18 protein-coding genes are annotated in these 21,523 nt (G+C 66.5%); 6 read left to right on the plus strand and 12 right to left on the minus strand.

The window, feature by feature from the left end:
- Positions 1-7: 7 nt before the first annotated feature.
- Positions 8-2,158, minus strand: a complete 2,151-nt coding sequence (locus P0086_RS09235; RefSeq protein WP_275784840.1) for a NosR/NirI family protein — start codon at positions 2,156-2,158, stop codon at positions 8-10.
- Between the two features lie 283 nt (positions 2,159-2,441).
- On the opposite strand from P0086_RS09235, the gene repA reads away from it, so the two are divergent.
- The 3 genes from repA to fba all read left to right on the plus strand — a co-directional run bounded on the left by repA (position 2,442) and on the right by fba (position 6,104).
- Positions 2,442-3,659, plus strand: a complete 1,218-nt coding sequence (repA, locus tag P0086_RS09240) for a plasmid partitioning protein RepA (RefSeq protein WP_275784843.1) — start codon at positions 2,442-2,444, stop codon at positions 3,657-3,659.
- Entirely contained in the window at positions 3,656-4,687 is a 1,032-nt protein-coding gene (repB, locus tag P0086_RS09245; protein WP_275784845.1) for a plasmid partitioning protein RepB, read from the plus strand. Before repA ends, repB begins: the two co-directional genes overlap by 4 nt.
- A 373-nt stretch (positions 4,688-5,060) precedes the next feature.
- Positions 5,061-6,104, plus strand: coding sequence for a class II fructose-bisphosphate aldolase (gene fba, locus P0086_RS09250; protein WP_112607252.1), 1,044 nt, complete (start codon positions 5,061-5,063; stop codon positions 6,102-6,104).
- Between the two features lie 365 nt (positions 6,105-6,469).
- Here the strand turns inward: fba and P0086_RS09255 are convergent, their stop codons facing one another.
- Genes P0086_RS09255 through hutW form a run of 3 tightly spaced genes read right to left on the minus strand, consistent with a single transcriptional unit; the run spans position 6,470 to position 9,033 of the window.
- The gene (locus P0086_RS09255) at positions 6,470-7,123 is read right to left on the minus strand and encodes an NAD(P)H-binding protein (RefSeq protein ID WP_275784848.1); all 654 of its coding nucleotides are present in this window, start codon (positions 7,121-7,123) and stop codon (positions 6,470-6,472) included.
- A gap of 1 nt (position 7,124) precedes the next feature.
- Positions 7,125-7,652: a heme utilization cystosolic carrier protein HutX gene (hutX, locus tag P0086_RS09260; RefSeq protein ID WP_275784851.1), complete on the minus strand. Its 528-nt coding sequence runs from the start codon at positions 7,650-7,652 to the stop codon at positions 7,125-7,127.
- Between the two features lie 28 nt (positions 7,653-7,680).
- Positions 7,681-9,033: a heme anaerobic degradation radical SAM methyltransferase ChuW/HutW gene (hutW, locus tag P0086_RS09265; RefSeq protein ID WP_275785263.1), complete on the minus strand. Its 1,353-nt coding sequence runs from the start codon at positions 9,031-9,033 to the stop codon at positions 7,681-7,683.
- 279 nt (positions 9,034-9,312) lie between these two features.
- On the opposite strand from hutW, the gene P0086_RS09270 reads away from it, so the two are divergent.
- The 3 genes from P0086_RS09270 (at position 9,313) to P0086_RS09280 (ending at position 12,077) form a co-directional block, all read left to right on the plus strand.
- A complete protein-coding gene (locus P0086_RS09270) occupies positions 9,313-9,672 on the plus strand; it encodes a hypothetical protein (RefSeq protein ID WP_275784854.1) in 360 nt (119 codons plus the stop codon).
- A 216-nt stretch (positions 9,673-9,888) separates the two neighbouring features.
- On the plus strand, positions 9,889-10,419 hold the full coding sequence (locus P0086_RS09275; protein WP_112600317.1) for a DUF1775 domain-containing protein: 531 nt from the start codon (positions 9,889-9,891) through the stop codon (positions 10,417-10,419).
- Between the two features lie 56 nt (positions 10,420-10,475).
- Positions 10,476-12,077 carry a copper resistance protein CopC gene (locus P0086_RS09280; protein WP_275784858.1) on the plus strand — a complete coding sequence of 534 codons (1,602 nt, stop codon included), beginning with the start codon at positions 10,476-10,478 and terminating at the stop codon, positions 12,075-12,077.
- 37 nt (positions 12,078-12,114) lie between these two features.
- Here the strand turns inward: P0086_RS09280 and P0086_RS09285 are convergent, their stop codons facing one another.
- The 8 genes from P0086_RS09285 to P0086_RS09320 form a co-directional block, all read right to left on the minus strand.
- Entirely contained in the window at positions 12,115-12,999 is an 885-nt protein-coding gene (locus P0086_RS09285) for a phosphate ABC transporter substrate-binding protein (protein WP_275784860.1), read from the minus strand.
- 35 nt (positions 13,000-13,034) lie between these two features.
- Positions 13,035-13,769, minus strand: a complete 735-nt coding sequence (locus P0086_RS09290; protein WP_275784862.1) for a PIG-L deacetylase family protein — start codon at positions 13,767-13,769, stop codon at positions 13,035-13,037.
- Positions 13,770-13,787: 18 nt separating this feature from the next.
- The gene (locus tag P0086_RS09295; RefSeq protein WP_275784863.1) at positions 13,788-15,071 is read right to left on the minus strand and encodes an MFS transporter; all 1,284 of its coding nucleotides are present in this window, start codon (positions 15,069-15,071) and stop codon (positions 13,788-13,790) included.
- A 20-nt stretch (positions 15,072-15,091) separates the two neighbouring features.
- Positions 15,092-16,120 carry an amidohydrolase family protein gene (locus P0086_RS09300; protein ID WP_112607268.1) on the minus strand — a complete coding sequence of 343 codons (1,029 nt, stop codon included), beginning with the start codon at positions 16,118-16,120 and terminating at the stop codon, positions 15,092-15,094.
- 32 nt (positions 16,121-16,152) lie between these two features.
- The gene (locus tag P0086_RS09305) at positions 16,153-17,136 is read right to left on the minus strand and encodes an ABC transporter substrate-binding protein (protein ID WP_275784865.1); all 984 of its coding nucleotides are present in this window, start codon (positions 17,134-17,136) and stop codon (positions 16,153-16,155) included.
- Between the two features lie 32 nt (positions 17,137-17,168).
- Positions 17,169-18,017, minus strand: a complete 849-nt coding sequence (locus tag P0086_RS09310) for an aldolase/citrate lyase family protein (RefSeq protein ID WP_275784867.1) — start codon at positions 18,015-18,017, stop codon at positions 17,169-17,171.
- Positions 18,018-18,157: 140 nt separating this feature from the next.
- Positions 18,158-19,009 (minus strand): amidohydrolase family protein, encoded by an 852-nt coding sequence (locus P0086_RS09315; protein WP_148177812.1) that lies wholly within the window; start codon positions 19,007-19,009, stop codon positions 18,158-18,160.
- Positions 19,010-19,402: 393 nt separating this feature from the next.
- A complete protein-coding gene (locus tag P0086_RS09320; protein WP_275784870.1) occupies positions 19,403-21,466 on the minus strand; it encodes a tripartite tricarboxylate transporter permease in 2,064 nt (687 codons plus the stop codon).
- Positions 21,467-21,523: the final 57 nt, after the last annotated feature.

Consider the following 21,523-nt stretch of genomic DNA (forward strand, 5'->3'; position numbering starts at 1 on the left):
CTTGTGGTTAGACGGTTGGTTGGTGGATCGGGGCGCCGCCGGGGCTCGCCGCGAGCTTCGCCCGCGACTTCATCTTCTTGATCACCACGGGGCAGACGGATTCGGACTGGTAGAGCACCTGGCAGTGCAGGCAGTTGATGCACTCGTTCGGGTTGATCTCGCCGGTGCGGTGGATCGCCTGCACCGGACACTGGTTGGAGCAGGTCTGGCAGGGGTTTCCGCATTCGTGGTAACGCTTCAGCCAGTCGAACATGCGGATGCGCGCGGGGATCGCGAGTGCCGCACCCAGCGGGCAGAGGTAGCGGCAGTAGAACCGCTCGACGAAGAGCCCGGCGACGAGGAGCGCGGCCGCATAGGCCACGAACGGCCAGGCGCGGATGAACTTCAGGATGATCGCGGTCTTGAACGGCTCGATCTCGGCCAGATGCTCCGCCTGCTCGACGCTCATCAGCGAGACGCCGAAAAGACCGAGGAAGATCATGTACTTGATTGGCCAGAGCCGCTCATGCAGGCCCCAGGGCAGCGTCCATTGCGGAACGTGCAGCTTGCGCGCGATCTGGTTGGTCAGCTCCTGCAGGGCGCCGAAGGGGCAGAGCCAGCCGCAATAGGCGCCCCGCCCCCAGAAGAGCAGTGCGGCGGCGACGGCGAACCACAGGATGAAGGTGAGCGGATCGAGCAGGAACGCCTGCCAGCTGAAGCCGGACACCAGGCTGCCGAACAGCGCCATCAGATTGACAACCGAAAGTTGTGCGTTGGCGTACCAGCCGAGGAAGACCAGCGTCACCGTCAGGAAGGCCATGCGGAAGATGAAGAAGCCCTTGGCGTTCCTGACCGCATAGGTCTGGAAGAAGAACACCCCCGTCAGCACCACCAGCATGGAACCGAGGACCGCGATTTTCAGCTTGGAATCGCGCCAGATGCGCCTCCACAGGTCCGCCTGCGCGGTCCCCTCCCCGCGGTCGGCGACGGCGACGACGTCCTTTGCCGGCGGCGTAACGGCGCGCAGGTATTTCTGCGGCAGCTGGTAGCCGAGATCGAAGGTGTGGAAGACCTTCTCGATCGGCCCGACCTCGCGCTGCGCCAGAAGCTGGATGCGGAAGGGCTTGGTCGGATCGAAGCCGAGGCCGGCGGGAATTCGGAACAGGTCCATCTCGGTGAATTCCGGCGCGCCGGCCAGGGCGACGCCGCCGAGGCGGCGATGGTCGCGGTCGCGGAAGCGCACCGAGACATCGTCCTGGATCAGCACGATACGGTCGAAGATGCCGCCGCGCACATAGCCCGAGCCCTTGAACGAATAGAGCCCGCGCGCCATCACCGCGATGGCATTCTCCCCCTCGCCCAGCCAACCCTCGAGATTGGCCTCCTCGGCCGGGCCCAGCAGCGCCTTGCCGACCGGGGGAACGGAGACGAGCGCCGCCTGCATGTCGATGAAGGTGGTTTGCGGCGCTTCGGCGAGCGCGCGCTCGCGGGCGCGTTCGTCGGGATGCTCGGCGAAGGCGGCATTGACCTGGGCAACATCCAGCGACAGCCGGCGCAGGGTGCCATCGCCCTCGGCCTCGGCCCAGTCCGCCGGCGGGGCGGCGGCGGGATCGATCTCGAAACGGGGGCCGGCATTGGCCGTTTCCGGGGCCAGGCCGCCGAGGCCGAGCGCGCGCGCCACCTTCAGGCCGGAACGGACGATCGAATCGTCGATCACCATCACCGTCACGGTCGCGCCGGAGATGATGTCGACTTCATGCGCCGTGCCGCCGGATTTCGCCTCGGCGACGAGGTCGAGCCCGGCATAGCCGGCAACCAGCGCCTTCACCTTCGCCTCGGGAATTCCGATGAGGACGATCGGCTCGGAATGCTTCACCAGCCTCACGCCGACGATCTTCGCATCCGTGCCGACCGCCACCAGCGTGTGGATCGGCTTGCCCGAGTAGCCGGTCGTTCCGACGAAATCGGAGGTGACGAACACCCAGGCAACCGTCTGGCCGCCCTTCAGCACCGGCGCCACGGCGAGATCGTCGCGCACGGGGCCGAAACCGTCGGCGCCCGGCACGAGTTCCGAGGCCACCGTGTCCGGCAGATACTCCTGCAACACAGTCGCTGCGCGGGCGGAGACCGCAAGGCACAGACTGGCGCAAAGCAGAACGACAAGACGGAAGAGTTTCATTCCAGGGCATTCCAGCAAATTGTTGCCGGAGCATTGGAATGTTCACACCATCAGGTCTTTGCGCTGAATCAACCGGCTCATGAATACACGGCGATGCCGGGGCCGGTGCGTAATTCGGACGCAGCGCCGCGCCCTTAATTGTGCGTCCTGGCGGGTTGCATTCGCATGACTGTGCATCTTAACCCTTCGTTAACGATAAACCGTTTGACCGGCCGGGCAAATCAGTTGAAAAACAGTCGCGACGGAATTTTTCCGACTTTCTCCAATTAACCGTCGGGCTCTCATGGAAAACGCACTCAGACGACCCCAGGACCTCCTGTCCTCCGCCGACCGGATCATGCGCCATTCGCAGTTGCTGTCGGCGCAATTGCAAAATCTCCGGCAGCAGATGTACCCGCCCGAGGCGATGAAATCGCTGCGGACATTCTCGTCGAAGGATGCGGCCGCCCTTCTCGGCGTCGCCGAATCGACGCTGCGCCAGATGTCGCTGGATGGTGAGGCGGTGATCCCCGACCGGCAGGACAACGGCCGGCGCGTCTACACGCTGCCGCAGGTTAACGAGATACGCGCCTACCTGGCCAACCGGCGCCCGACCGAGGCGCTGGAGTTTCTGCCGCGCCGGCGCGCCGGCGACAAGCTGCAGGTGCTCGCGATCGCCAACTTCAAGGGCGGCTCGGCGAAGACGACGACGACCGTGCACCTGGCCCACTATCTCGCCCTGCAGGGACTGCGCGTCCTTGCGATCGACCTCGATCCGCAGGCATCGCTCTCCACCATGTTCGGCTACCAGCCGGAATTCGACGTGGACGCGAACCAGACGCTCTATGCGGCGATCCGCTACGACGAGAACGAGCGGGTCCCCCTCTCCGCAGTCATTCGGCGCACCTATTTCGACGGCGTCGACATCGTGCCCGGCAACCTCGAACTGATGGAATACGAGCACGAGACGCCGCAGGCGATCGCCAAGGGCCTGTCGCGCGGGGACGGGATGTTCTTCCGCCGGCTGAAAACCGTTCTCGGTGAGGTCGAGGACCGGTACGACGTCGTGCTGATCGACGCGCCGCCGCAGCTCGGCTATCTCACCCTCGGGGCGCTCTATGCGGCGACGGGGCTCTTGATCACCGTCCACCCGGCCATGCTCGACGTCGCCTCGATGAACCAGTTCCTGGCGATGACGAGCGACCTGCTCGGCGTGATCGAGGACGCCGGGGGCACGCTGGAGCACGACTTCATCCGCTATGTCCTGACCCGGCACAATCCGCACGACGTGCCGCAGGTGAATGTCGTGGCGCTGCTGCGTTCGCTGTTCGGCGAGGACGTGCTCGCCGCGTCGGTCGTCGACACGACCGCCATCGCCAGCGCGGGCCTTGAGAAGAAGAGCCTCTACGAGATGACGCGAGGCAGCGTCGGCCGTGATACGCTCAACCGCGCGCTCGAATCGGTCGGCGCCGTGAACGCCGAGATCTTCCGCCACATCAAGACAGTCTGGGGACGCAAATGAACAGCGCCAGTGATCGATCCAAGCGAATGAAGGCCATGTTCGGCGGCATCAACGCCGACGAGCTGGCCGCGGCGGTCGCCCCCTCGCCGCTGTCCCAGGCCGGCCGGCGGGTATCCTCCGGTGCCGTGCGCTCGATGCAGGATTCCTTCTCCGCCATCGAGGACGAGAACGCCCGCCTGCGCGAGCAGATCGCGGGCTCCGAGGCCGTCGTCGAACTCGGCCCCGAGCAGGTGGTCGCCTCCTTCGTGCGCGACCGCATGGACGGCCAGGTCGATCCGGATCTCGCGGAGCTGGTGCGCAGCATCGGCGAGCACGGCCAGCAGGTGCCGATCCTCGTGCGCCCGCACCCGGACGGGAACGGGCTGTTCCAGATCGCCTACGGCCATCGCCGGTGGCAGGCGGCGCGCGAACTGGGCCGCCCGGTCAAGGCGATCGTGCGGGAGCTGTCCGACGACGCCCTCGTCATCGCGCAGGGCAAGGAGAACAGCGAGCGGAAGGACCTGTCCTTCATCGAGCAGGCGCTTTTCGCGCAGGAGCTGAAGGAGCGCGGCTTCGATCGGCAAACGATTGCCGCCGCACTCGGGCGCAGCGAAGACAAGGGCCTGGCCTATATCTCGATCCTGACCTCGCTCGCCGGCGCATTCCCGCAGGAGATCGTCCGCAAGATCGGCCCGGCGCCGAAGACCGGCCGGCCGAAATGGGAGAAGCTGGCGGCGCATTTTTCGGACCGCAAGCTCCCGGCCGCCCGCTCCTCTGCGGCGAACGGACTGATGTCGTCCGACCGATGGCTGCGCGCCGACAGCGATGGCCGTTTCGCCCTGCTGCTCGCGCTGCTGGAGGCCAAGGAGAAGCCGGCGCCGGCGAAGAGCGTCATCAAGGATACGGCCGGCCAGGACGCGGTTTCGATCGAGCGGGCAGGGACGGTGACGCGCTTTTCCGTCGACGAGCGGCAGGTTCCGGGCCTTGCCGAGTGGCTGGCGCGGCAGCTGCCGGAGCTGTTGCAGCGCTTCGAGCAGTCGCGCGGCTGAACCGACCTGCGGGGCCCGCCGGCGTCGGCGGGCCCTGGAGGGTTTTCGGGCGAGGGGCTGAGGGCCGTCGCCCCTCTTATTGCACTGAAATCAAAGCATAAATTTCAAGGGCGTTTCAGCTGTAACACCCCTGGTAAGCAAGCCGAGGAGCGCCGGATGGCGAATCGCGGGACGCGCCGCCACCCGCCTGCCGATCCGCCCTGCCCGTCGTCAATCGCCCGATCCAAGGCCTTGAAATATCTTGCTAATCGATTTGATTTTCTTTCAATCGATTTGGTTTAGGCTAGGCGCCGGTCGGCCTGTTGCAACGCCCGTTGCTTCTGTGATTAGTGCCAACCACCCAGGAATTTTTGTCAGAACAGGGAGATACGGAATGGCGTTGATTACCATGCGGCAGTTGCTCGATCATGCTGCAGAGAACGACTACGCGCTGCCGGCGTTCAACGTGAACAACCTCGAATACATCCAGGCGGTCATGCGCGCCGCCGATGCGACCGATTCTCCGGTGATCCTGCAAGCGAGCCGCGGCGCCCGGGCCTATGCCGGCGACGCCTTCCTGCGTCACCTCATCCTCGGTGCGGCCGAGGAATATCCGCATATCCCGGTCTGCCTCCATCTCGACCACGGCGACCAGCCCTCCACCTGCATTTCCGCGATCACCAACGGGTTTACCTCGGTGATGATGGACGGTTCGCTGCTGGCCGACGGCAAGACGGTCGCAAGCTACGAATACAATGTCGGCGTCACGGCGGAAGTGGTGAAGATCGCGCATGCGGCGGGCGTCTCGGTCGAGGGCGAACTCGGCTGTCTCGGCAACCTGGAAACGGGCGCCGGCGACAAGGAAGACGGCCACGGATTCGAGGGCAAGCTGTCGCGCGAGGAGCTCCTGACCGATCCGGACCAGGCGTTGGATTTCGTCAGCAAGACCGGCGTCGACGCGCTCGCGGTCGCGATCGGCACCAGCCATGGCGCCTACAAGTTCACGCGCGAGCCCGACGGGGAGATCCTGTCGATCGAGACGATCGCGAAGATCAACCGGAAACTGCCGAACACGCATCTCGTCATGCATGGCTCGTCCTCCGTCCCGAAGGAACTGCAGGATCTGTTCAACGCCTATGGCGGGCAGATGAAGCCGACCTGGGGCGTGCCGGTGGCGGAGATCCAGAAGGCGATCCCGCTCGGCGTCCGCAAGGTCAACATCGACACCGACCTGCGCCTGGCGATGACCGGGACGATCCGCAAGCAGTTCACCGAGAACCCGGAGAACTTCGATCCGCGCAACTACCTGAAGCCGGCGACGGCCCTGATGGTCGAGGTCTGCAAGGAGCGCTTCGAGGCGTTCCGCTCGGCCGGCAAGGCCTCGAAGATCCGCGTCAAGCGCCTGCCGGACATGGCCAAGGCCTACGCCTCGGCATGAGCAAGGCGGTCCGGCGGGGAGGGGACTTCCCGTCCGGATCGGCCAAATGATCGCCGGCGTCGCGGAGATATTCGCGGCGCCGTTTTCGGTTCTCCGGGCCACGTCCGTCGGCGCATGGGTGGGGATCGATCCCGGATCGCGTGCCGGCCGCCGGACCCCGACATTATGGTTAAGAACCAGTGAATAAAGCAAACTGCCAGTTTGCTTTCGTTGCGTGCCGACAGCGTCGATAAATCAGCCTGTTACCCCGGTTGCGGAAAGACCCGGACGACCATGAAAAGCCGCCCGACAGGGCAGGGGAGGGGCTCGTCTTGGATTTCCGATGAACAGGGACGTTTGCCTCCCCGGATCCGCGACGGCCCGTTTCACGGGTACTGGTGTGGAATGATCCGCTGCGCATCGACGGCGGCGAAGGCGTGGCCGATCGTGGCCGGATCGCGAAGCGCGCGAGACGCCAGCTGTGCGACGTCGGCCCGGTGGATGAAGCCATGGATGTCCGCGCCCTGCAGCAGAAGGCCGCGACCCGTCGCCGGCTCGGACACGAGGCCGCCGGGACGCAGGATCGTCCAGTCCAGCGTCGTCGCCCTCAGCCGTTCCTCCGCCCGGGTCTTGGCGTCCACCGCCGCGCCGAAGGCGGCGATCGCACGAGCGGAGCGAAACGGCGCCATCTCGCCGCAGCCGATCGAGGTGACGAGCAGAAAGCGCCTGACCCGGCCGGTCGCCACGGCCGCGTCGATGACGTTGATGTTGCCCTCGTCGTCGGCCCGACGCCCGTCGCGCGCCTGTCCGCCCAGCGTGGAGACGATCTCGAAGTCGCCGCTGATCCGGCTCATGACGCCCGCCACGTCGGTCGGGGACAGGGCATCGCAATGCTCGACGATCGCGCCGGTGTCGGCGAGCGCGGTGACGTCCGACTGCCGCCGGACGGGGGCGACGACATGCCGGCCAGCGGCGCATTCCAGCCGCGCCAGTTCCAGCCCGACACCGCGACTGGCGCCGAAAATCAAAAGCGGCCGCATCTCAGGCAACCGCCGTCTCGGAAAACAGCGTGGCCAGACGGTCGAAGCGTTCGACCTGGTCGGCCTTCAGCTTCTTCTCGGCGTCCCGTCCGACGTAGATCTTGAAGATGGTCTCGCCATGGGCGTTGAAGAACTGCACCGACATCGTTTCCATGCCCATGAAGGGGCGGCGGACCAGGAAGATGGCCTTGCAGTTTTCCGGGCGCAGATGGCCGGAAAGGCCGGACCCGCCGCCCTGGAGGTTGTACATGCCATGGCCCATTCTGCCCCGCGGCATCGGCCCGGAAAACTCGACGATCGCATCGCTCGTATGGACGATGAACGTGATGTCGCCCCACTCGGCGATATCGCCGAGCACCTCGACGAACCGGCTGCCGTCGATGCGTGTCACGCCGCCCGGTAGGCATTCGACGACGCACTGGAGCGACACTCCGAATTGCTGCGCCAGGGCTTCGAGGATGCCGTCCGGCTTTTCGGCAATGGCCTGCCGTATCCGGTCGTACGTTTCCGAGTGGCTGATGTCCTGCATGGGATGGCTCCTTCAAAGGTGATTTCAATCAGGCGGCATCGATTGCGGATTGCAGCCTGTGTTCGAGGATGTCGTGGAAGGCGGCGATCAGGTTGGCGTACCAGAAGCGTCCCGCAACAGTGAGTTCGACCGTGTCGCCGGCGAAGGAGAGCAGTCCGGTTTCCTGCCATTGGGAAAGAAGGGGGGCGAACGACGCCGCCACCTCGTCACCTGCGAGCGCGGCAAGGCCCACGATGTCGAGCCGGCCGACCTCGAAGCTCGCCGTGACGAAGTTGCGCAGGGGCTGCAGGGCGTCGGATGTGGTGATCATGCCGAGCGGTTTGCAGCCGGCTGTGAGGTCCTGCCGGTACTGCACCAGGTCGCTGGCAAGCGCGTAGCTGATCTCGCCGATCGAGCCGCCCGCGCCGGAGCCGAAGGCGATGCAATCCGCGCCCTCCTTGATGAGGAGGTTGTAGAGGTTTCTCTCGCGCGTCGTGCGGCCCCAGTGGTTGTTGCTGATCTGCCGCCAGTTCCGGCGCCGGAGGAATTTCGCGCCGGCGTCGTAGAAGCCGCCCAGTTCCGCAAGGCCGGGTGCGGCGGGGAACTTTCCCGCGGCAATCGCCGTCGAGAGCGGGGTGCCGGGAATGAGGTTCAGCCCGTAGAGATCGATCCCGTCCGGGGCGAGCGCTGCGGCGGTTTCAAGGTCCTGCCGCCAGACCTCCGGCGTCTGGCCCGGCAGGCCGTAGATGAGGTCGATCACTAGCGCCGCCCGGTCGCGGTCCCGCAGGTCTTCCAGGAAGCGGATCGCCTCCTCGCGGCTGGCGCGCCTTCCCTGCCTGCGGCGAACGGCCGTGTCGAAACTCTGGACGCCGATCGAAAACCGGTTCGCGCCGGCTTCGAGGCAGGCGTCGATCTTCTCAGGGTCGAAATGAATGATGCGCCCTTCGACGGTGATCTCGCAATCGGCGGCGAGCGGCAGCTCGGCCCGGACCGTCGCGATGATGCGGGACAGTTCCGTGGCGCTCAGCGCCGTCGGCGTGCCGCCACCGAGATAGACCGCATGGACCGGACTGTTGCGGATCGCCGGCGATGCCGCCTCGCGGCGGATCTCTTCCACGACGAGACCGGCGTAGTCCGCGCCCGCATCCGGCACATAGGCGTTGCGGTAGAAACCGCAGAACAGGCAGTGATTGGCGCAGAAGGGGACGTGGATATAGGCGAGACGCTTGCGCGGAGGGGAGGGGACAGACAGGATCTGCTGCCATGTCGCCTGAAACTCGCCCGGCGGGAGACGCCGCCGGCCCCGGAACGGCATGACGGCACTGCGACGGGCAAACGCGTCGCGCAACGGATCCGAGCCGTCGCCGCTTGCAAAATGTCGCGAGAACTCCCCACCCACCATCGATCTGCCGGCCCCGCCCGATTTCCTGATCACCGCGGCGGACCCTATCGACGATAAACTTGAGTACTTTGCTCCACATCAAATACGGGATTGGTTTCGCATGTTTATTGCTACGACCGTCGCCTGCAGCGTGCGGGCCCGTTCCTTCCTGTGTTTGCCGCATCGCAAACACTGCGACAATAAGACGGGCCGGAAGACTGTTCAGGGTGAGGCGTGCTTGGTAAAGGCAGGGCACGAGAGGGTTCGATGAAGAGACGGATGCAACAGCGCGGGAACGGAATGGTGGCTCTGGCCGCCGCGATCCTGTTTGCGTTGCAGGCCCTCCTCGGCACGTTCGCGACCGCGGCGGCCGCCGCCGCTCCGGCGATGGTCGATGCGTTCGGCGATCCGCTCTGCATCACCCATCTGGAACAGCAGCCGACACCCGAGCCCGGCAAGGACCACTCGGCTGCGCCGGACTGCTGCACGCTTCTCTGCGGCGTGGCGACAGGCTTCGTGCCGACCGATCCCGGTGTCGCCACCCTGTTCAATCCGCTTGCCCAGCCATCGCAGCGGATGCCTGGCGGCAATGCGGCCCCGCTCGGGCCGGCGCATGACGACCTACCCGGCCATCCGCGCGGTCCCCCACTGGCCGGCTGATCGCACGCCGGCAACCCGTTCGACTGGACATGACGTTTCGACCGACCCCGCGCGACCGCGTCTGCGGGCGGGGAGGGCAGGGGTTCCGGGGCTATCGCGCCCCGGCCGACACCTGACCTGTCGTCGACCGAGCCAGCCGGCGCCCGCGACCCCCCAATCGCTTTTTCCCATTCCAAACCATGCCGGCAAGATGACCGGCTCCATTGGAGAACGACTATGCTGAAGAAAACTCTCGTCACCGTCGCCGCCCTCGCGCTCGGCGCAGGAACCGCCTTTGCCCACGTCTCGCTGCAATTGAAGGAAGCGCCGGTGGGATCGACCTATCGCGCGATCTTCCAGGTGCCGCACGGGTGCGAAGGCAAGCCGACGAACACGGTTCGCGTGCAGATCCCCGAGGGCGTGATCGCCGTCAAGTCGCAGCCGAAGGCCGGCTGGAAGCTGGACAAGATCAAGGGCCCTTACGCGAAATCCTATGACTACTACGGCACGCCCACCAGCGAAGGGGTCAAGGAAGTGGTCTGGAGCGGCGGCGCGCTTGCCGACGACGAGTATGACGAGTTCGTGCTGCGGGTCTACCTGACGAAGGACCTGAAGGCCGGCGAGACGCTCTATTTCCCGGTCGTGCAGGAATGCCCGGACGGCATGGCGGAGCGCTGGATCGAGATTCCGGCAAAAGGCCAGTCGGCCGACGACCTCGAGCTGCCCGCACCGGGCGTGACGCTGATCGAGGCCGTGGCCGGTCATTGACACCGAGGCGGCCGGCGCCATCGTGCGCCGGCCGTGCCTGTCGTCGGAGAACCTTCGTGATCGTGCACAACCGCAATCTCAGTCGATCCGGCATCCTGGCCCTGCTGGCCGGCCTGCTGTGGTGCTGCCTCGCCGGCATGGCGATGGCGCATGCATCGCTGACTGGGGCGGTCCCGCCGGACGGCGCGGTCGTGGGCACGCCACCGAAGACCCTCTCTCTGTCGTTCAGCGAGCCGGTGTCGCCGCTGGTGCTGAAGCTGATCCGGCCGGATGGCCAGGCGACGACGCTCGACGATTACATCCTTCGCGACACCACGCTGGATATCACCACCCCCGACGGCCTCGGGGCAGGGACCCATGTGCTGACCTGGCGCGTCGTCTCGGAGGACGGCCACCCCGTCGCGGGGTCCACGCTCTTTTCGATCGGTGCGCCGAGCAAGGGGACGCAGGCTGAGGGCGCGCCGATCGACTGGCCGGTGCGATCCGCACTCTGGCTTGCCCGGATCGCGATGTATGTCGGCCTCTTCTTCGGCATCGGCGGCGTCTTCGTGACGCGCTGGCTGACGCCCGGCGAGACCCCGCGGCTCGCCCGGGCGGCAACGCTGCTGGGTCTCGTCGCGACGGTGCTGTCGCTTGGATTGCAGGGCCTCGATGCCCTTGGCGCGCCGCTGGCCGCGCTCCTCGATCCCGCCGTCTGGAAGGCCGGCTTCGCGACGAGCTTCGGCGCGACCGTTGTGGTCCTGTCGGCGGGCTTCTGCCTTGCCGTCGCTGCCGCCCGCTCCGGGTCGGCCCTTGGCCGGGCGGCATCGCTCTTGGCACTCCTTGCAGGAAGCGGCGCGCTGGCCCTGAGCGGCCATGCGAGCGCCGCCGCTCCGCAATGGCTGACGCGCCCGGCGGTCTTCGTCCATGCGATCACGATCGCGATCTGGATCGGCGCCCTTCTGCCGCTGGCCGCTGCCTTGCGCGGCGATCCCGATGTCGGCCGGCAGGCGCTCGGCCGGTTCTTCCGGCTGATCCCGCTCTGCGTTGCGTTGCTCGTCCTGGCCGGCCTGCTTCTGGCTGCCATCCAGGTCCGCGATCCTGCCGCGCTGCTATCGACCGCCTATGGCCAGGTGCTTCTGGCGAAGGGTGCATTGCTGGCGGTTCTGTTCGGCGTGGTCGCCCTGAACCGCTGGATCCTCACCGGCCCGGCGGCCGAGGGTGACTGCAAGGCCGTACGCCGGCTAAGGAAATCCATCGCCGTCGAGATCCTGATCGTCGTGGCCGTCCTTGCGGCCGCTTCGGCGTGGCGGTTCACGCCGCCGCCGCGCGCGCTCGCCGTCACGGCGGCGCAGCCGGCTTCGGTTCATATCCATGCCGACAAGGCGATGGCGCAGGTCGCCGTCACGCCGGGGCATGCCGGCCCCGTCGCGATCTCGGCCGTCGTTCTTTCCCCCGACTTCAGCCCGCTCGCCGCCAAGGAAGTCACCTTCGTCCTGTCGAACGCGCAGGCAGGCATCGAGCCGATGCGCAGGAAAGCCGCCCTGCAGGCGGACGGGACCTGGCTCGCGTCCGACGTCGTCGTTCCGCTCGCCGGTCAATGGCAGCTGCGTATCGACATCCTCGTCAGCGACTTCGAGCTCCTGCGCCTGCAGGACGCGATCACGTTGCGCCCCTGAGAGCAAAAGGTGTCGCACCAAGGAGGTGCGGCACGCTTCAGTCCAGCGCGCGGGTCACGTCGTCGAAGAGTTCGTCGACCTCGAGCTGCCGGTCGATCAGGCCCTGCTGCCAGGAATAGCGGATGATCGTCTGAAGCGTCTTGCGGTTGGCCTCGACGCCGTAGGGCCGCGTGTCGAACCCCTTCAGCCCGGCCTTGGCCTTGCTTTCCTTCAGCATCCGGTAGAGTTCGCGCACGATGTCGGGTCGCGCCTCCGACAGGTCCTTGCGGACGACGAAGACGTGGTTCAGCGGGATCACGCCGGTCCGCTCGTACCAGGCCCTGGCGGCTTCCTGCGGGTCGGGGATGACGGTCTTCAGGCGTGGATCGTCCGGCATGTTGCTGCCCAGCATGGCGGCATCCAGCGAGCCGTCCAGAAGCATGTTGACCAGCTTCTGTCCCGGCGCGCCGCGCGTCACGTTCGACGGCTCGGCATAGTTCTCGACATGGGCGTCCTCGAAGCAGACCCAGGTGATCTTTTCCAGGTCCACGCCGTATTCGTTCTGCAGGATCCCGCGCACCCAGACGCCGGTGGTCTGCGTATAGGCGCGCACGCCCACGCGCTTGCCGGCGAGGTCGCCCGGCAGCAGGACCCGGTTTTCGGCGTTGTAGGCGATGCAGTGATGCTGGAAGCGGCCGGAAATGGGGGCCGGCATCAGCACCAGCGGGGCGCCGCGGGCCTTTGCCATCAGGAAGGTCACGATCGCCAGTTCGCCGGCCTGGAAAGCCGCCTCCCGGACGAAGGCCTTGAACCCGAGGTTGGAGGGATCGTAGTCGGCATAGTCGAGCCGCAGGAGCGGGGATGTCACCTCGCCGTTGCGCAGCGCCCGGGTCACCCCGTATTCGGCCAGCAGCGTATGGATGGGGATCTGGGTTTCGGTCATGGAGTTCTCCTCGGTTCTGTCGGGGAATTTCGATCTCAGAGTTCGTCGACGGTGCGCGGAAACACCGACTGGAAGCCTTCGGCGTATTGCGCATGGCGGCCGCCGGACTGGCCGCCGGAATTGCGCATGAAATGGTTGGCGCGGTTCTGAGCGAGCCGGGTGTAGTAGTCCCAGAGGTGTTCCTGGCCCTCCATGCATTCGATGGCGGCGTGCTTCTTCTCCCAGACCGGCGTGACGTCGAGGAACACGTCCGGCTTCCAGCCCATCTGCTCGGTCTGGTGCGGCTCGAACAGGTAGAGCTGCGGCGCTCCCAGCACCTTCTCGCCCGGATTGTGACCCCAGGCCTGGGCGATCATGCGCGTCTCCAGCGCCACCTGCGTGGCGTACATGTGGTCGGTGTTGTAGGGGTCGTACTGGGAGTGGCTCAGCATGAAGGCCGGCTGCACGGCGCGGATCACGTCGACGAGGCGATACTTGTCGTCGTCGGTCAGGCGCAGGGGATAGTCGCCGAGATCGAAGCTGACCAGATCGTGCACGCCGAGTGCCTGTGCGGCCTTCTCGGCCTCCGCGCGGCGGGCGGCCTTGACCTTGCCGAGGCTCATGCCCGGCTCCTTCCAGAGCTTGGCCGATTCGCCGCGCTCGCCGAAGGACAGGCAGACGACCGTTACCGCATAGCCCAGCGATGCGTGGAGCGCGATCGCGCCGCCGCACCGCCAGACGAAGTCGGCGGCATGGGCGCTGATGACGAGGGCGGTTTTCTTCTGCGACATGGACGGTCCTCCGATTGGCTATTTCGATCCCGGCGCGTCGGCAGCCGGTACGGTTTCGGCCGGCTCCTCGCCGCCGTTCAGTTCGACGATCCGCCGCTCGCGCAGTAGAACGAGCGCTCCCATCGAAAGGATGATCAGCCCGTTGACCGCCATGGCCCAGCGCGCGCCGATCAGGCCGGCGGCGCCCGCGGTGGCGGCCGTGCCCAGCTGCACCAGCCCCCTGTTCAGCATCAGGATCGAGATGACCCGCCCCCGGATGTGATCCGGCACCCGCATCTGCAGGATCGTGTTGTTGGCGGCGTTGTAGGCGATCTGGAATGCGCCGGCGGCCAGCAGCAGGACCGGCGCCACGACGAGAAACGGATTGGCGGCAAAGACGACGAGGACGGCCCCGAAGCCGATCAGGAAGATCGTCATCCATCGACCGGAGGCGGCCACGCGGGGCAGGCTTGCGAGCATGAGCGCGCCCGCGACCGATCCGCCGGCGGCAAACGCGGTAAGCAGGCCCAGGCCCTCCGGCCCGATGCGAAAGACATCGTGGGCAAACAGGGTCAGGATGCTGAGATAGGGCTGGCCGAAGAAGGTCGGCACCAGCGCGATCAGCACGAGCAGCAGCACCGTCCGCTCGCCGCGCACATAGGCCATGCCCTCGACGATGCTCTTGCGCAGCGACGGCGAGGGCGAACGCTGCGGATCGGGCGGAAACCGCATCGCCTGCAAGGACCCGATCACCACCACGAAGCTCGCCGCGTTCAGCGCGAAGCAGAAGCCGGTGCCGAGCGTGCCGATGATCACCCCGGCGAGCGCCGGCCCGAGGATCTTGGTCAGGTTGACCGTCATCGAATGCAGCGCGATCGCGTTCGGAAGGTCGCTTCTCGGCACCAGCTCGGAGATCAGCGAATGGCGGGCCGGCATGTTGAAGGCGGTGAAGATCCCGCGTCCGGTCGCGACCGTGAGAATGGCCCAGATCGGGGCGCCGCCCCACAGAACCATGACGGCCAGGAAGGCCGCCATCGCCATCGCCGCCGACTGGGTCAGCATCATCAGCCGACGGCGGGGCAGGCGGTCGGCCATCGCCCCGCCGACAAGGACAAACAGAAGGATCGGCAGACCCCGGCACAGGTTGACGAGCGCCAGGTGGAACGGCGAGCCGGTGGTCGCGACCACGAGCCAGTTCAGCGCCACCTGGTCCATCCAGTCGCCCGTGTTCGAAACCATCGTGCCGATCCACATCAGGCGATAGTTCCGATGGCGCAGCGCCGAGAAAGCCCGTCCTATCCTGCTCGCCGACCAGCGGATCATGGTGTGTCCCGCCGTACCGATCAGGCGTCCATGCGCGCGAGCGCGGCGCCGAGCCTCGGATAGACCTTCAGCACGTTCTCGTAATAGATCATGCGGCGGTCCTCCGCCGTCAGCCAGGGAACGTTGTCGATATAGCGCTTGGTGTCGTCGAAGCGGTGGCCGGTCTCGGGGTCGATCCCCTTGACCGCCCCGATCATCTCGGAGGCGAACAGCACGTTCTTCACCGGGATCACCTTCGTCAGGAGCTGCACGCCGGGATCGTGATAGACGCAGGTGTCGAAGAAGACGTTGTCGAGCAGCAGTTCGGGCAGAGGCGGCCGTTTCAGGTCCTGGGCCAGCCCGCGGTAGCGTCCCCAGTGATAGGGCACGGCGCCGCCGCCATGGGGAATGACGAACTTGAGCGTCGGGAAATCCTTGAACAGGTCCGACAGCAGAAGCTGCATGAAGGCCGTCGTGTCGGCCGCGAGGTAGTGCGCGCCGGTGCCATGGAAGCAGGGATTGCAGGACGAAGCGACATGGACCATGGCCGGCACGTCCAGTTCCACCAGCTTCTCGTAGAGCGGATACCAGTGGCGATCGGTCAGCGGCGGATCGGTCCAGTAGCCGCCGGAAGGATCGGGATTGAGGTTGCAGCCGACGAAGCCGAGTTCCGTCACGCAGCGCTCGAGCTCCGCGATGCAGTTTGCCGGCGCGACGCCCGGCGATTGCGGCAACTGGCAGACACCGACGAAGCTCTTAGGAAACAGCCGGGTGGCGCGGTAGATGAGGTCGTTGCAGACCTCGGCCCATTGCTGCGACACCTTCGCGTCGCCCTCGTGATGGGCCATCTTGCCGGCGCCGGGCGAAAAGAGCGTCACGTCCGTCCCGCGCTCCCGCTGCAGGCGCACCTGGTTGTCCTCCAGCGTCGAGCGGATCTCGTCGTCGGAGATGACCAGCTCGTCCTTGTGCGGTGCGGCCGCCTTTGCCTTGAAGGCCTCGAGCTGGCGGGCGCGGAAGGCCTGCAGCGCCTTGGGCGCGGTCGTGTAGTGTCCGTGGCAGTCGATGATCATGTCTTTTCTCCTCCTGGGTCCGCGGCAGCCGTTCAGAAGCCGGATTCGTCGATGAACAGCTCTTCGACGGAAACTTCGCGGGCCATGAGCTTCTGCTGTTCGGCGTAGAGCTTGAGGGCCTCGATCGACGGGCGGTTGGCGGAAAGGCCGTAGGGAAGGGGATCGGCCCCGACGATCTTCATCAGCTTGCGGCGGCCTTCGTCCTGCTTGGAGGAAGCCTCGCCGGAGCGCAGTCTCTCCAGGTAGATCTGCTTGGCCTTGAGGAAGGCGTTGTAGATCTTGGGCGCCACATCCGGCCGCGCGGCCAGGATCTCGTCGCGGATCACGAGCGTCGAATGCATCGGCAGGATGCCGGTGCGGGCAAACCATTCCGCCTCGGCCGCCTTGCCGTCGGGCAGGAGCTCGGGATAGCTGTCGACCGGCGTGGCCGAAGCCGCCCAACCCTCGGTCGGCGGACCGGCGCGCCCGATCCCGGCATTGGCGGTGAAGCCGGCCTGCAGGTCGCCGGCCGCCATCATGTCGGCCAGCGATCGTCCCTCGGGGGCGTGCACGACATTGGGCGGCAGCACCATCTGGGCCACGTGCTCCTCGTCGTCGACGACCCAGGTCACCTTCGAGCAGTCGAGCCCGTATTCGTTCTGCAGGATGCCGCGTGTCCACACGCCCGTCGTCACCGAATAGGCACGCACCCCGACCTTCCTGCCCTCGAGATCCCTCGGGTGGGCGATCCCGGCATCGGGCCGGACCACGAGGCCGGTGTGATGAAACTTGCGCTCGAAGAAGATCGGCAGCGCCGTGTAGGGGGCGCCGTGCGAGCGGGCGATGTAGTAGGTGGTCGAGGCCAGCTCGCAGGCGTCGAATTCCAGGTCGCGCACCATCCGGCGATAGGCGGCGATCTGGGGTTCGACCTCGATGAACTCGAATGCGATGCCGTCGAGGGTGACGGTGCCGTCCTTCAGCGGCATGGTATGCCCCTGGCTGCGGACGGAGATGGTCAGGCGAAGCGTGTCGGCCATCGGCGCGTTCCTTTCTTCAAGCGTGCGGGATGTCAGCTGCGGCCGGCCAGCCGGCGCCCGGTATCCAGGGCCGCGAACGAGCGCACCGGTGCCGCCAGCAGCAGGTCGAACCCGTCGGCCAGCACCTTCTCGACATTCTTGGAGCCGACATGCGGGTGGCCGACCCGCATTCCGCGCGCCTTGCAGGTGCGCACGATCTCGGCCATGGCCGCGACCACTTCGGGATGGTCGTATTCGCGCGGGTGGCCGAGTTCCTGGCTGAGGTCGCCCTCGCCGATCATCACAGCCCCGATTCCCGGGACCTTGGTCAGCATCTCGTCGAGGTTGGCGATGCCGGCCAGATCCTCGATCATCAGGATCACCAGGATCTCGCCTTCCGGCGCCAGCGGCCAGACGTCGGCCTTGCCGTAATACTCTCCGGTCCCGATCCCCCAGAAGCGCGCCGCCGTCTTGGGGCTGTCGCCGCGGATCCCCTGCGGCTCGAAGAGCGGAGCCGTCTCGCGCCGCGGGTAGCGGCAGGCGGCGACGGCGTTGTAGGCCTGTTCGGCGGTGCTGACATGCGGCCAGACGACGCCGAAGGCGCCCATGTCCAGCGCCTGCTTGGCCAGGAACTGGTTCATCTCGCCGCCGTTGGCCGGAATGCGCACGATCGGCGTCACGGCGGGGGCGCCGGTGGCGGCAATCGACTTGCGGCTCACCATCCATTGCAGCGTATCGCGCAGTTGCGCCGGATCCCAGGGACGATGCTCCATCTCGTAGATGACGCCGTCATAGGGGGCCTCGGTCACCCATATGGCGGATTCCATGTCCGCCGGAGCGAAGGTGCCGAAGGCCTTGCGTCCCTGCTCGAAAGCCGCGATCACCGAATTCAGTCTGGCCATGGCCGTCTCCTTTTTTTCCTGCTTCAAGCCCGCCCCGCCGGTCAGGCGGGCAGGTCCGCCCGCGCTGGCGGCAGGCGTGTCGTGTTGTCGAACAGTCCATCCACCGCGACCGGGTTCGGAGTGCGCCCCACGCGCACCCGTCAGGCCAGGCGCGGGTAGAGGATTTCGGCGGTTCCGCCGAGGATCATGTCGCGGTCCGCCGCGGTGAGGGAGGCGAGGTTCTGCCTGGCGCGCGCCACGATCTCGGCAAGGCTGCCTTCCGATGCCGGGTAGTTCGACCCGAAGGCGCAGCGATCGGCGCCGAAGGCCTCGACCAGCATCGGAAAGAAGGTTTCGGGCGAAGCCGCGCCCGAGGCCGCGAGATCGAAGGTGCGCGGGGTGACCTTGAGGTAGATGTTGGCCTGCTCGGCCAGATCGAACAGCGGCCGGGCGTTCGCATAGGGCGGGCCGTCGGTGATGTCGGCGCGGGCCAGGTGATCGATGACGATGCGGGTCTGCGGGAAACGCCGGGCCATCTCGACGACGGTCGGGAAAGCCGGCATCCGGCACTGGACACAGATCGGCAGTCCCAGTTCGCCGGCCTTTTCCCAGACCGGGAAAGAGCGGGGATCGTTCAGCCAGGAAAAGTCGAACGTCAGCTTGCTGCCGCCGGTATAGAGGCGCAGCCCCGTGATGCCCTTGCCGATCCAGCCCTGCATGACGTTGACGGCATTTGCGGAGAGCACGTCGATCGTGCCGACGGCGGTGAAACGGTCCGGATAGCGGGACACGGCCTCGGCCACATAGCTGTTGTCATAGCCGTAGCACGAAGCGGCCTGGACGAGTGCCGAGCTCGCAACACCCGCTTCGTCCATCGCCGCGATCATATCCTCGATGGTGACGTGATGCTCCTTCGACCAGTCCGACTGGTTGCCGCCCAGCGGCGCGCGCGGATAGGCCACCTCGTCGTCCGAGATCACATGCGGGTGGATGTCGTGAATTCTCTGCGTCATGTGCGTTGAACCCTCTCCTCTCGGGGCCGCGCACAGCGGGGCCCTGCCGCCGGGAGCGATCTCCAGGCGGCGCCCCGGCACGAGCCGGAAAAATGTTGCGGTGGTCGGAAGCCTAGACCGGAGGACCGGCCTGCACGTTTGCCGCTCCCCCGGCGGTGCCGGATGGCGCCGCTGCTTCCTTCTGACGAGCAAACTACAGGGACGCTGACGGCGAGGCCAATCGGAAGCGCGGCCTATGTCATAAGAAAATGAGAGACTGACTCATGGCAAATTATGGAGTTTCGTTGAAGTCATGGGGTTTTTGCCGGAATGAAATGCGCGATCAAACGGAAAAGGCCGCCCCTTGCCAGAGGCGGCCGAACCGTCCGGTCGTACCTTCCGGGCCCTTGCGGATCAGACCGAGGGAATGACGCGCAGGTCGGGGAATGCCTGGCCGATCCAGGTCAGCGGCCAGTTCAGGGTCAGGAGCTGGTCGAAGACGACATAGACGAACAGCGTCATGCCGATGGCCATGGGCAGGATCAGGCGCCAGCGCTCGCGTCCCTCGAAGTGCATGAAGCCTGCGACGAACAGCGGGATCGTGGGCAGGATCCCGATGGCGGCCATCGAAATGAGGAAGGCCAGCAGCCACGCCGCGAAGGAGAGGGCGCGCCGCAGGATCTCGGCGATCGGCAGGCCGTCATTGTCGTCGACCAGATCCATGTGGATCGCCTCGCTCGCCTCGGCGCGGGCGTCGTCCAGCGGCGAGGGCGCGGTGATGCCCCTGCGGAAGACCGCATTGCCGAGCGAGCAGAGTACGGCGACGAAGGCCACCCCGGTCACGATTTGCGGCACGAGCGCCGTGGACCAGCCCCATCCCATCGTCTGCCAGAAGAGAAAGGCCATCCCGGCGAGCAGGATCGTCGGGAAGAGGTCGGCGGGCGAGAACTTCGGCCTTCCGAAGTTGAGATCCCAGCCCTTGTGCCGGGCCAGGAGCGCACCGATCACCGGCCGCAGGATGCCGAGCGCGGCCAGGCCCAGGATGCAGATCACCATCGGATGCAGCAGCCAGTCGGCGCCGTAGAGGCGGATCGAGATGAACAGCTGCCGTTCGATCGTGTCGCCGAGAACGACGCCCAGGATCAGCGGCGCGCGCGGCCAGCGCAGGCGTTTCATCGTCCAGCCGGCCAGGCCGAAGACCAGCAGCGCCATCAGGTCGCCCCATTGCCGGGAGCCCTCATAGGCGCCGATGAAGATGATGCAGACCACGACGGGCAGCACCAGCGTGTAGCGCAGCGTCGCCAGCCGGGCGAATTGCGGGCTGAAGGCGTAGCAGAGGCCCGCGCCGATGATGTTGGCGATCGCGATCGACCACACCATCGAATAGGTGATCGACAGGTTCTTGGTCAGCATGTCGGGCCCGGGGACCAGCCCCTGCGACAGGAACGCGCCGAGGATGATCGCCATGCCGGCGGTGCCGGGAATGCCGAAGGCGATGGTGGTGATGAGGGAGCCGCCCTCCTTGGCATTGTTGGAGCTTTCGGAGGCGATGACGCCGCGCACGTCGCCCTTGCCGAAGGTCTGGTAGCCCCCCTTCACGGTCTTTGCGGCATGGGCGTAGGCGACCCAGTCGACGACGGCGCCGCCGATGCCGGGAATGGCGCCGAGCGCGGTGCCGATCCAGCTGCAGCGCAGGATCAGCCACCATTCGCGGAAGCAGTCCTTGGCGCCCTGCCAGATGCCGAGATTGACGTCCTGCAGCGGCTTGCCCTTCAGCGAATGACGCGAGACCATCATGTCGCAGAGTTCCGGCAGTGCGAACAGGCCGAGCGTGAGCGGCACCAGCGGCAGCCCTTCCCACAGGTAGAGGCTTTCGAAGGTCCAGCGGAAGGTGCCGGTGCGCGGTTCGGAGCCGATCATCGAGATCATCACCCCGATCGCGGCGGCGGCGAGCCCGCGCAAGGGCGTGCTGCTGGACAGGGCCGCCACCATGGACAGGCCCAGGATCGATATCGCCAGCATTTCCGGCGTACCGATATAGAGCATGACCGGCCGCAGGATCGGCACCGAGATGCCCAGCAGCACAGCGCCGAACAGTCCCCCCATCAGAGACGACATGTACGCGGCGCTCAGGGCGCGGCCCGCCTCGCCGCGCCTGGCCATCGGCAGGCCATCGAGAACCGTGGCCGCCGATCCCGCCCCGCCCGGCACGCCGAAGAGGATTGCCGGGATCGGATCGCCCGTCGAGGTGGTGGCACCCAGCCCGAGCAGGAAGGCGAAGGCGGTATAGGGATCCATCGCGAAGGTGAAGGGCAGGAGCAGCGCCGTGCCGGCGAGGCCGCCGATGCCGGGAACGATCCCGAGGATGACGCCCAGCAATGCCGCCAGGCAGAGAATGCCCAAGCGCATCGGATCCGCAAGTATCGTCAGCGCATCCCAGGCGGCAGCCAGCATGCTTACACTTTCGACGGGGTCCATTGTTCGTCCTATTCAAACGTGTCCGTTGATCTGCCGGGGCGGCAGCCCCGGCAGGCG

The organism is Mycoplana sp. MJR14 (genome assembly GCF_029210525.1).
Taxonomy (GTDB): domain Bacteria; phylum Pseudomonadota; class Alphaproteobacteria; order Rhizobiales; family Rhizobiaceae; genus Mycoplana.

Bases quoted from the DNA above. Each gene is read 5' to 3' on its own strand.
- hutX (WP_275784851.1), bottom strand. From the start codon at position 7,652: ATGCAGGACATCAGCCACTCGGAAACGTACGACCGGATACGGCAGGCC.
- P0086_RS09255 (WP_275784848.1), bottom strand. From the start codon at position 7,123: ATGCGGCCGCTTTTGATTTTCGGCGCCAGTCGCGGTGTCGGGCTGGAA.
- P0086_RS09310 (WP_275784867.1), bottom strand. From the start codon at position 18,017: ATGGCCAGACTGAATTCGGTGATCGCGGCTTTCGAGCAGGGACGCAAG.
- P0086_RS09275 (WP_112600317.1), top strand. From the start codon at position 9,889: ATGCTGAAGAAAACTCTCGTCACCGTCGCCGCCCTCGCGCTCGGCGCA.
- hutW (WP_275785263.1), bottom strand. From the start codon at position 9,033: ATGGTGGGTGGGGAGTTCTCGCGACATTTTGCAAGCGGCGACGGCTCG.
- repB (WP_275784845.1), top strand. From the start codon at position 3,656: ATGAACAGCGCCAGTGATCGATCCAAGCGAATGAAGGCCATGTTCGGC.
- P0086_RS09305 (WP_275784865.1), bottom strand. From the start codon at position 17,136: ATGGCCGACACGCTTCGCCTGACCATCTCCGTCCGCAGCCAGGGGCAT.
- P0086_RS09235 (WP_275784840.1), bottom strand. From the start codon at position 2,158: ATGAAACTCTTCCGTCTTGTCGTTCTGCTTTGCGCCAGTCTGTGCCTT.
- P0086_RS09295 (WP_275784863.1), bottom strand. From the start codon at position 15,071: ATGATCCGCTGGTCGGCGAGCAGGATAGGACGGGCTTTCTCGGCGCTG.
- P0086_RS09315 (WP_148177812.1), bottom strand. From the start codon at position 19,009: ATGACGCAGAGAATTCACGACATCCACCCGCATGTGATCTCGGACGAC.
- P0086_RS09270 (WP_275784854.1), top strand. From the start codon at position 9,313: ATGGTGGCTCTGGCCGCCGCGATCCTGTTTGCGTTGCAGGCCCTCCTC.
- P0086_RS09320 (WP_275784870.1), bottom strand. From the start codon at position 21,466: ATGGACCCCGTCGAAAGTGTAAGCATGCTGGCTGCCGCCTGGGATGCG.
- fba (WP_112607252.1), top strand. From the start codon at position 5,061: ATGGCGTTGATTACCATGCGGCAGTTGCTCGATCATGCTGCAGAGAAC.
- repA (WP_275784843.1), top strand. From the start codon at position 2,442: ATGGAAAACGCACTCAGACGACCCCAGGACCTCCTGTCCTCCGCCGAC.
- P0086_RS09285 (WP_275784860.1), bottom strand. From the start codon at position 12,999: ATGACCGAAACCCAGATCCCCATCCATACGCTGCTGGCCGAATACGGG.
- P0086_RS09290 (WP_275784862.1), bottom strand. From the start codon at position 13,769: ATGTCGCAGAAGAAAACCGCCCTCGTCATCAGCGCCCATGCCGCCGAC.
- P0086_RS09300 (WP_112607268.1), bottom strand. From the start codon at position 16,120: ATGATCATCGACTGCCACGGACACTACACGACCGCGCCCAAGGCGCTG.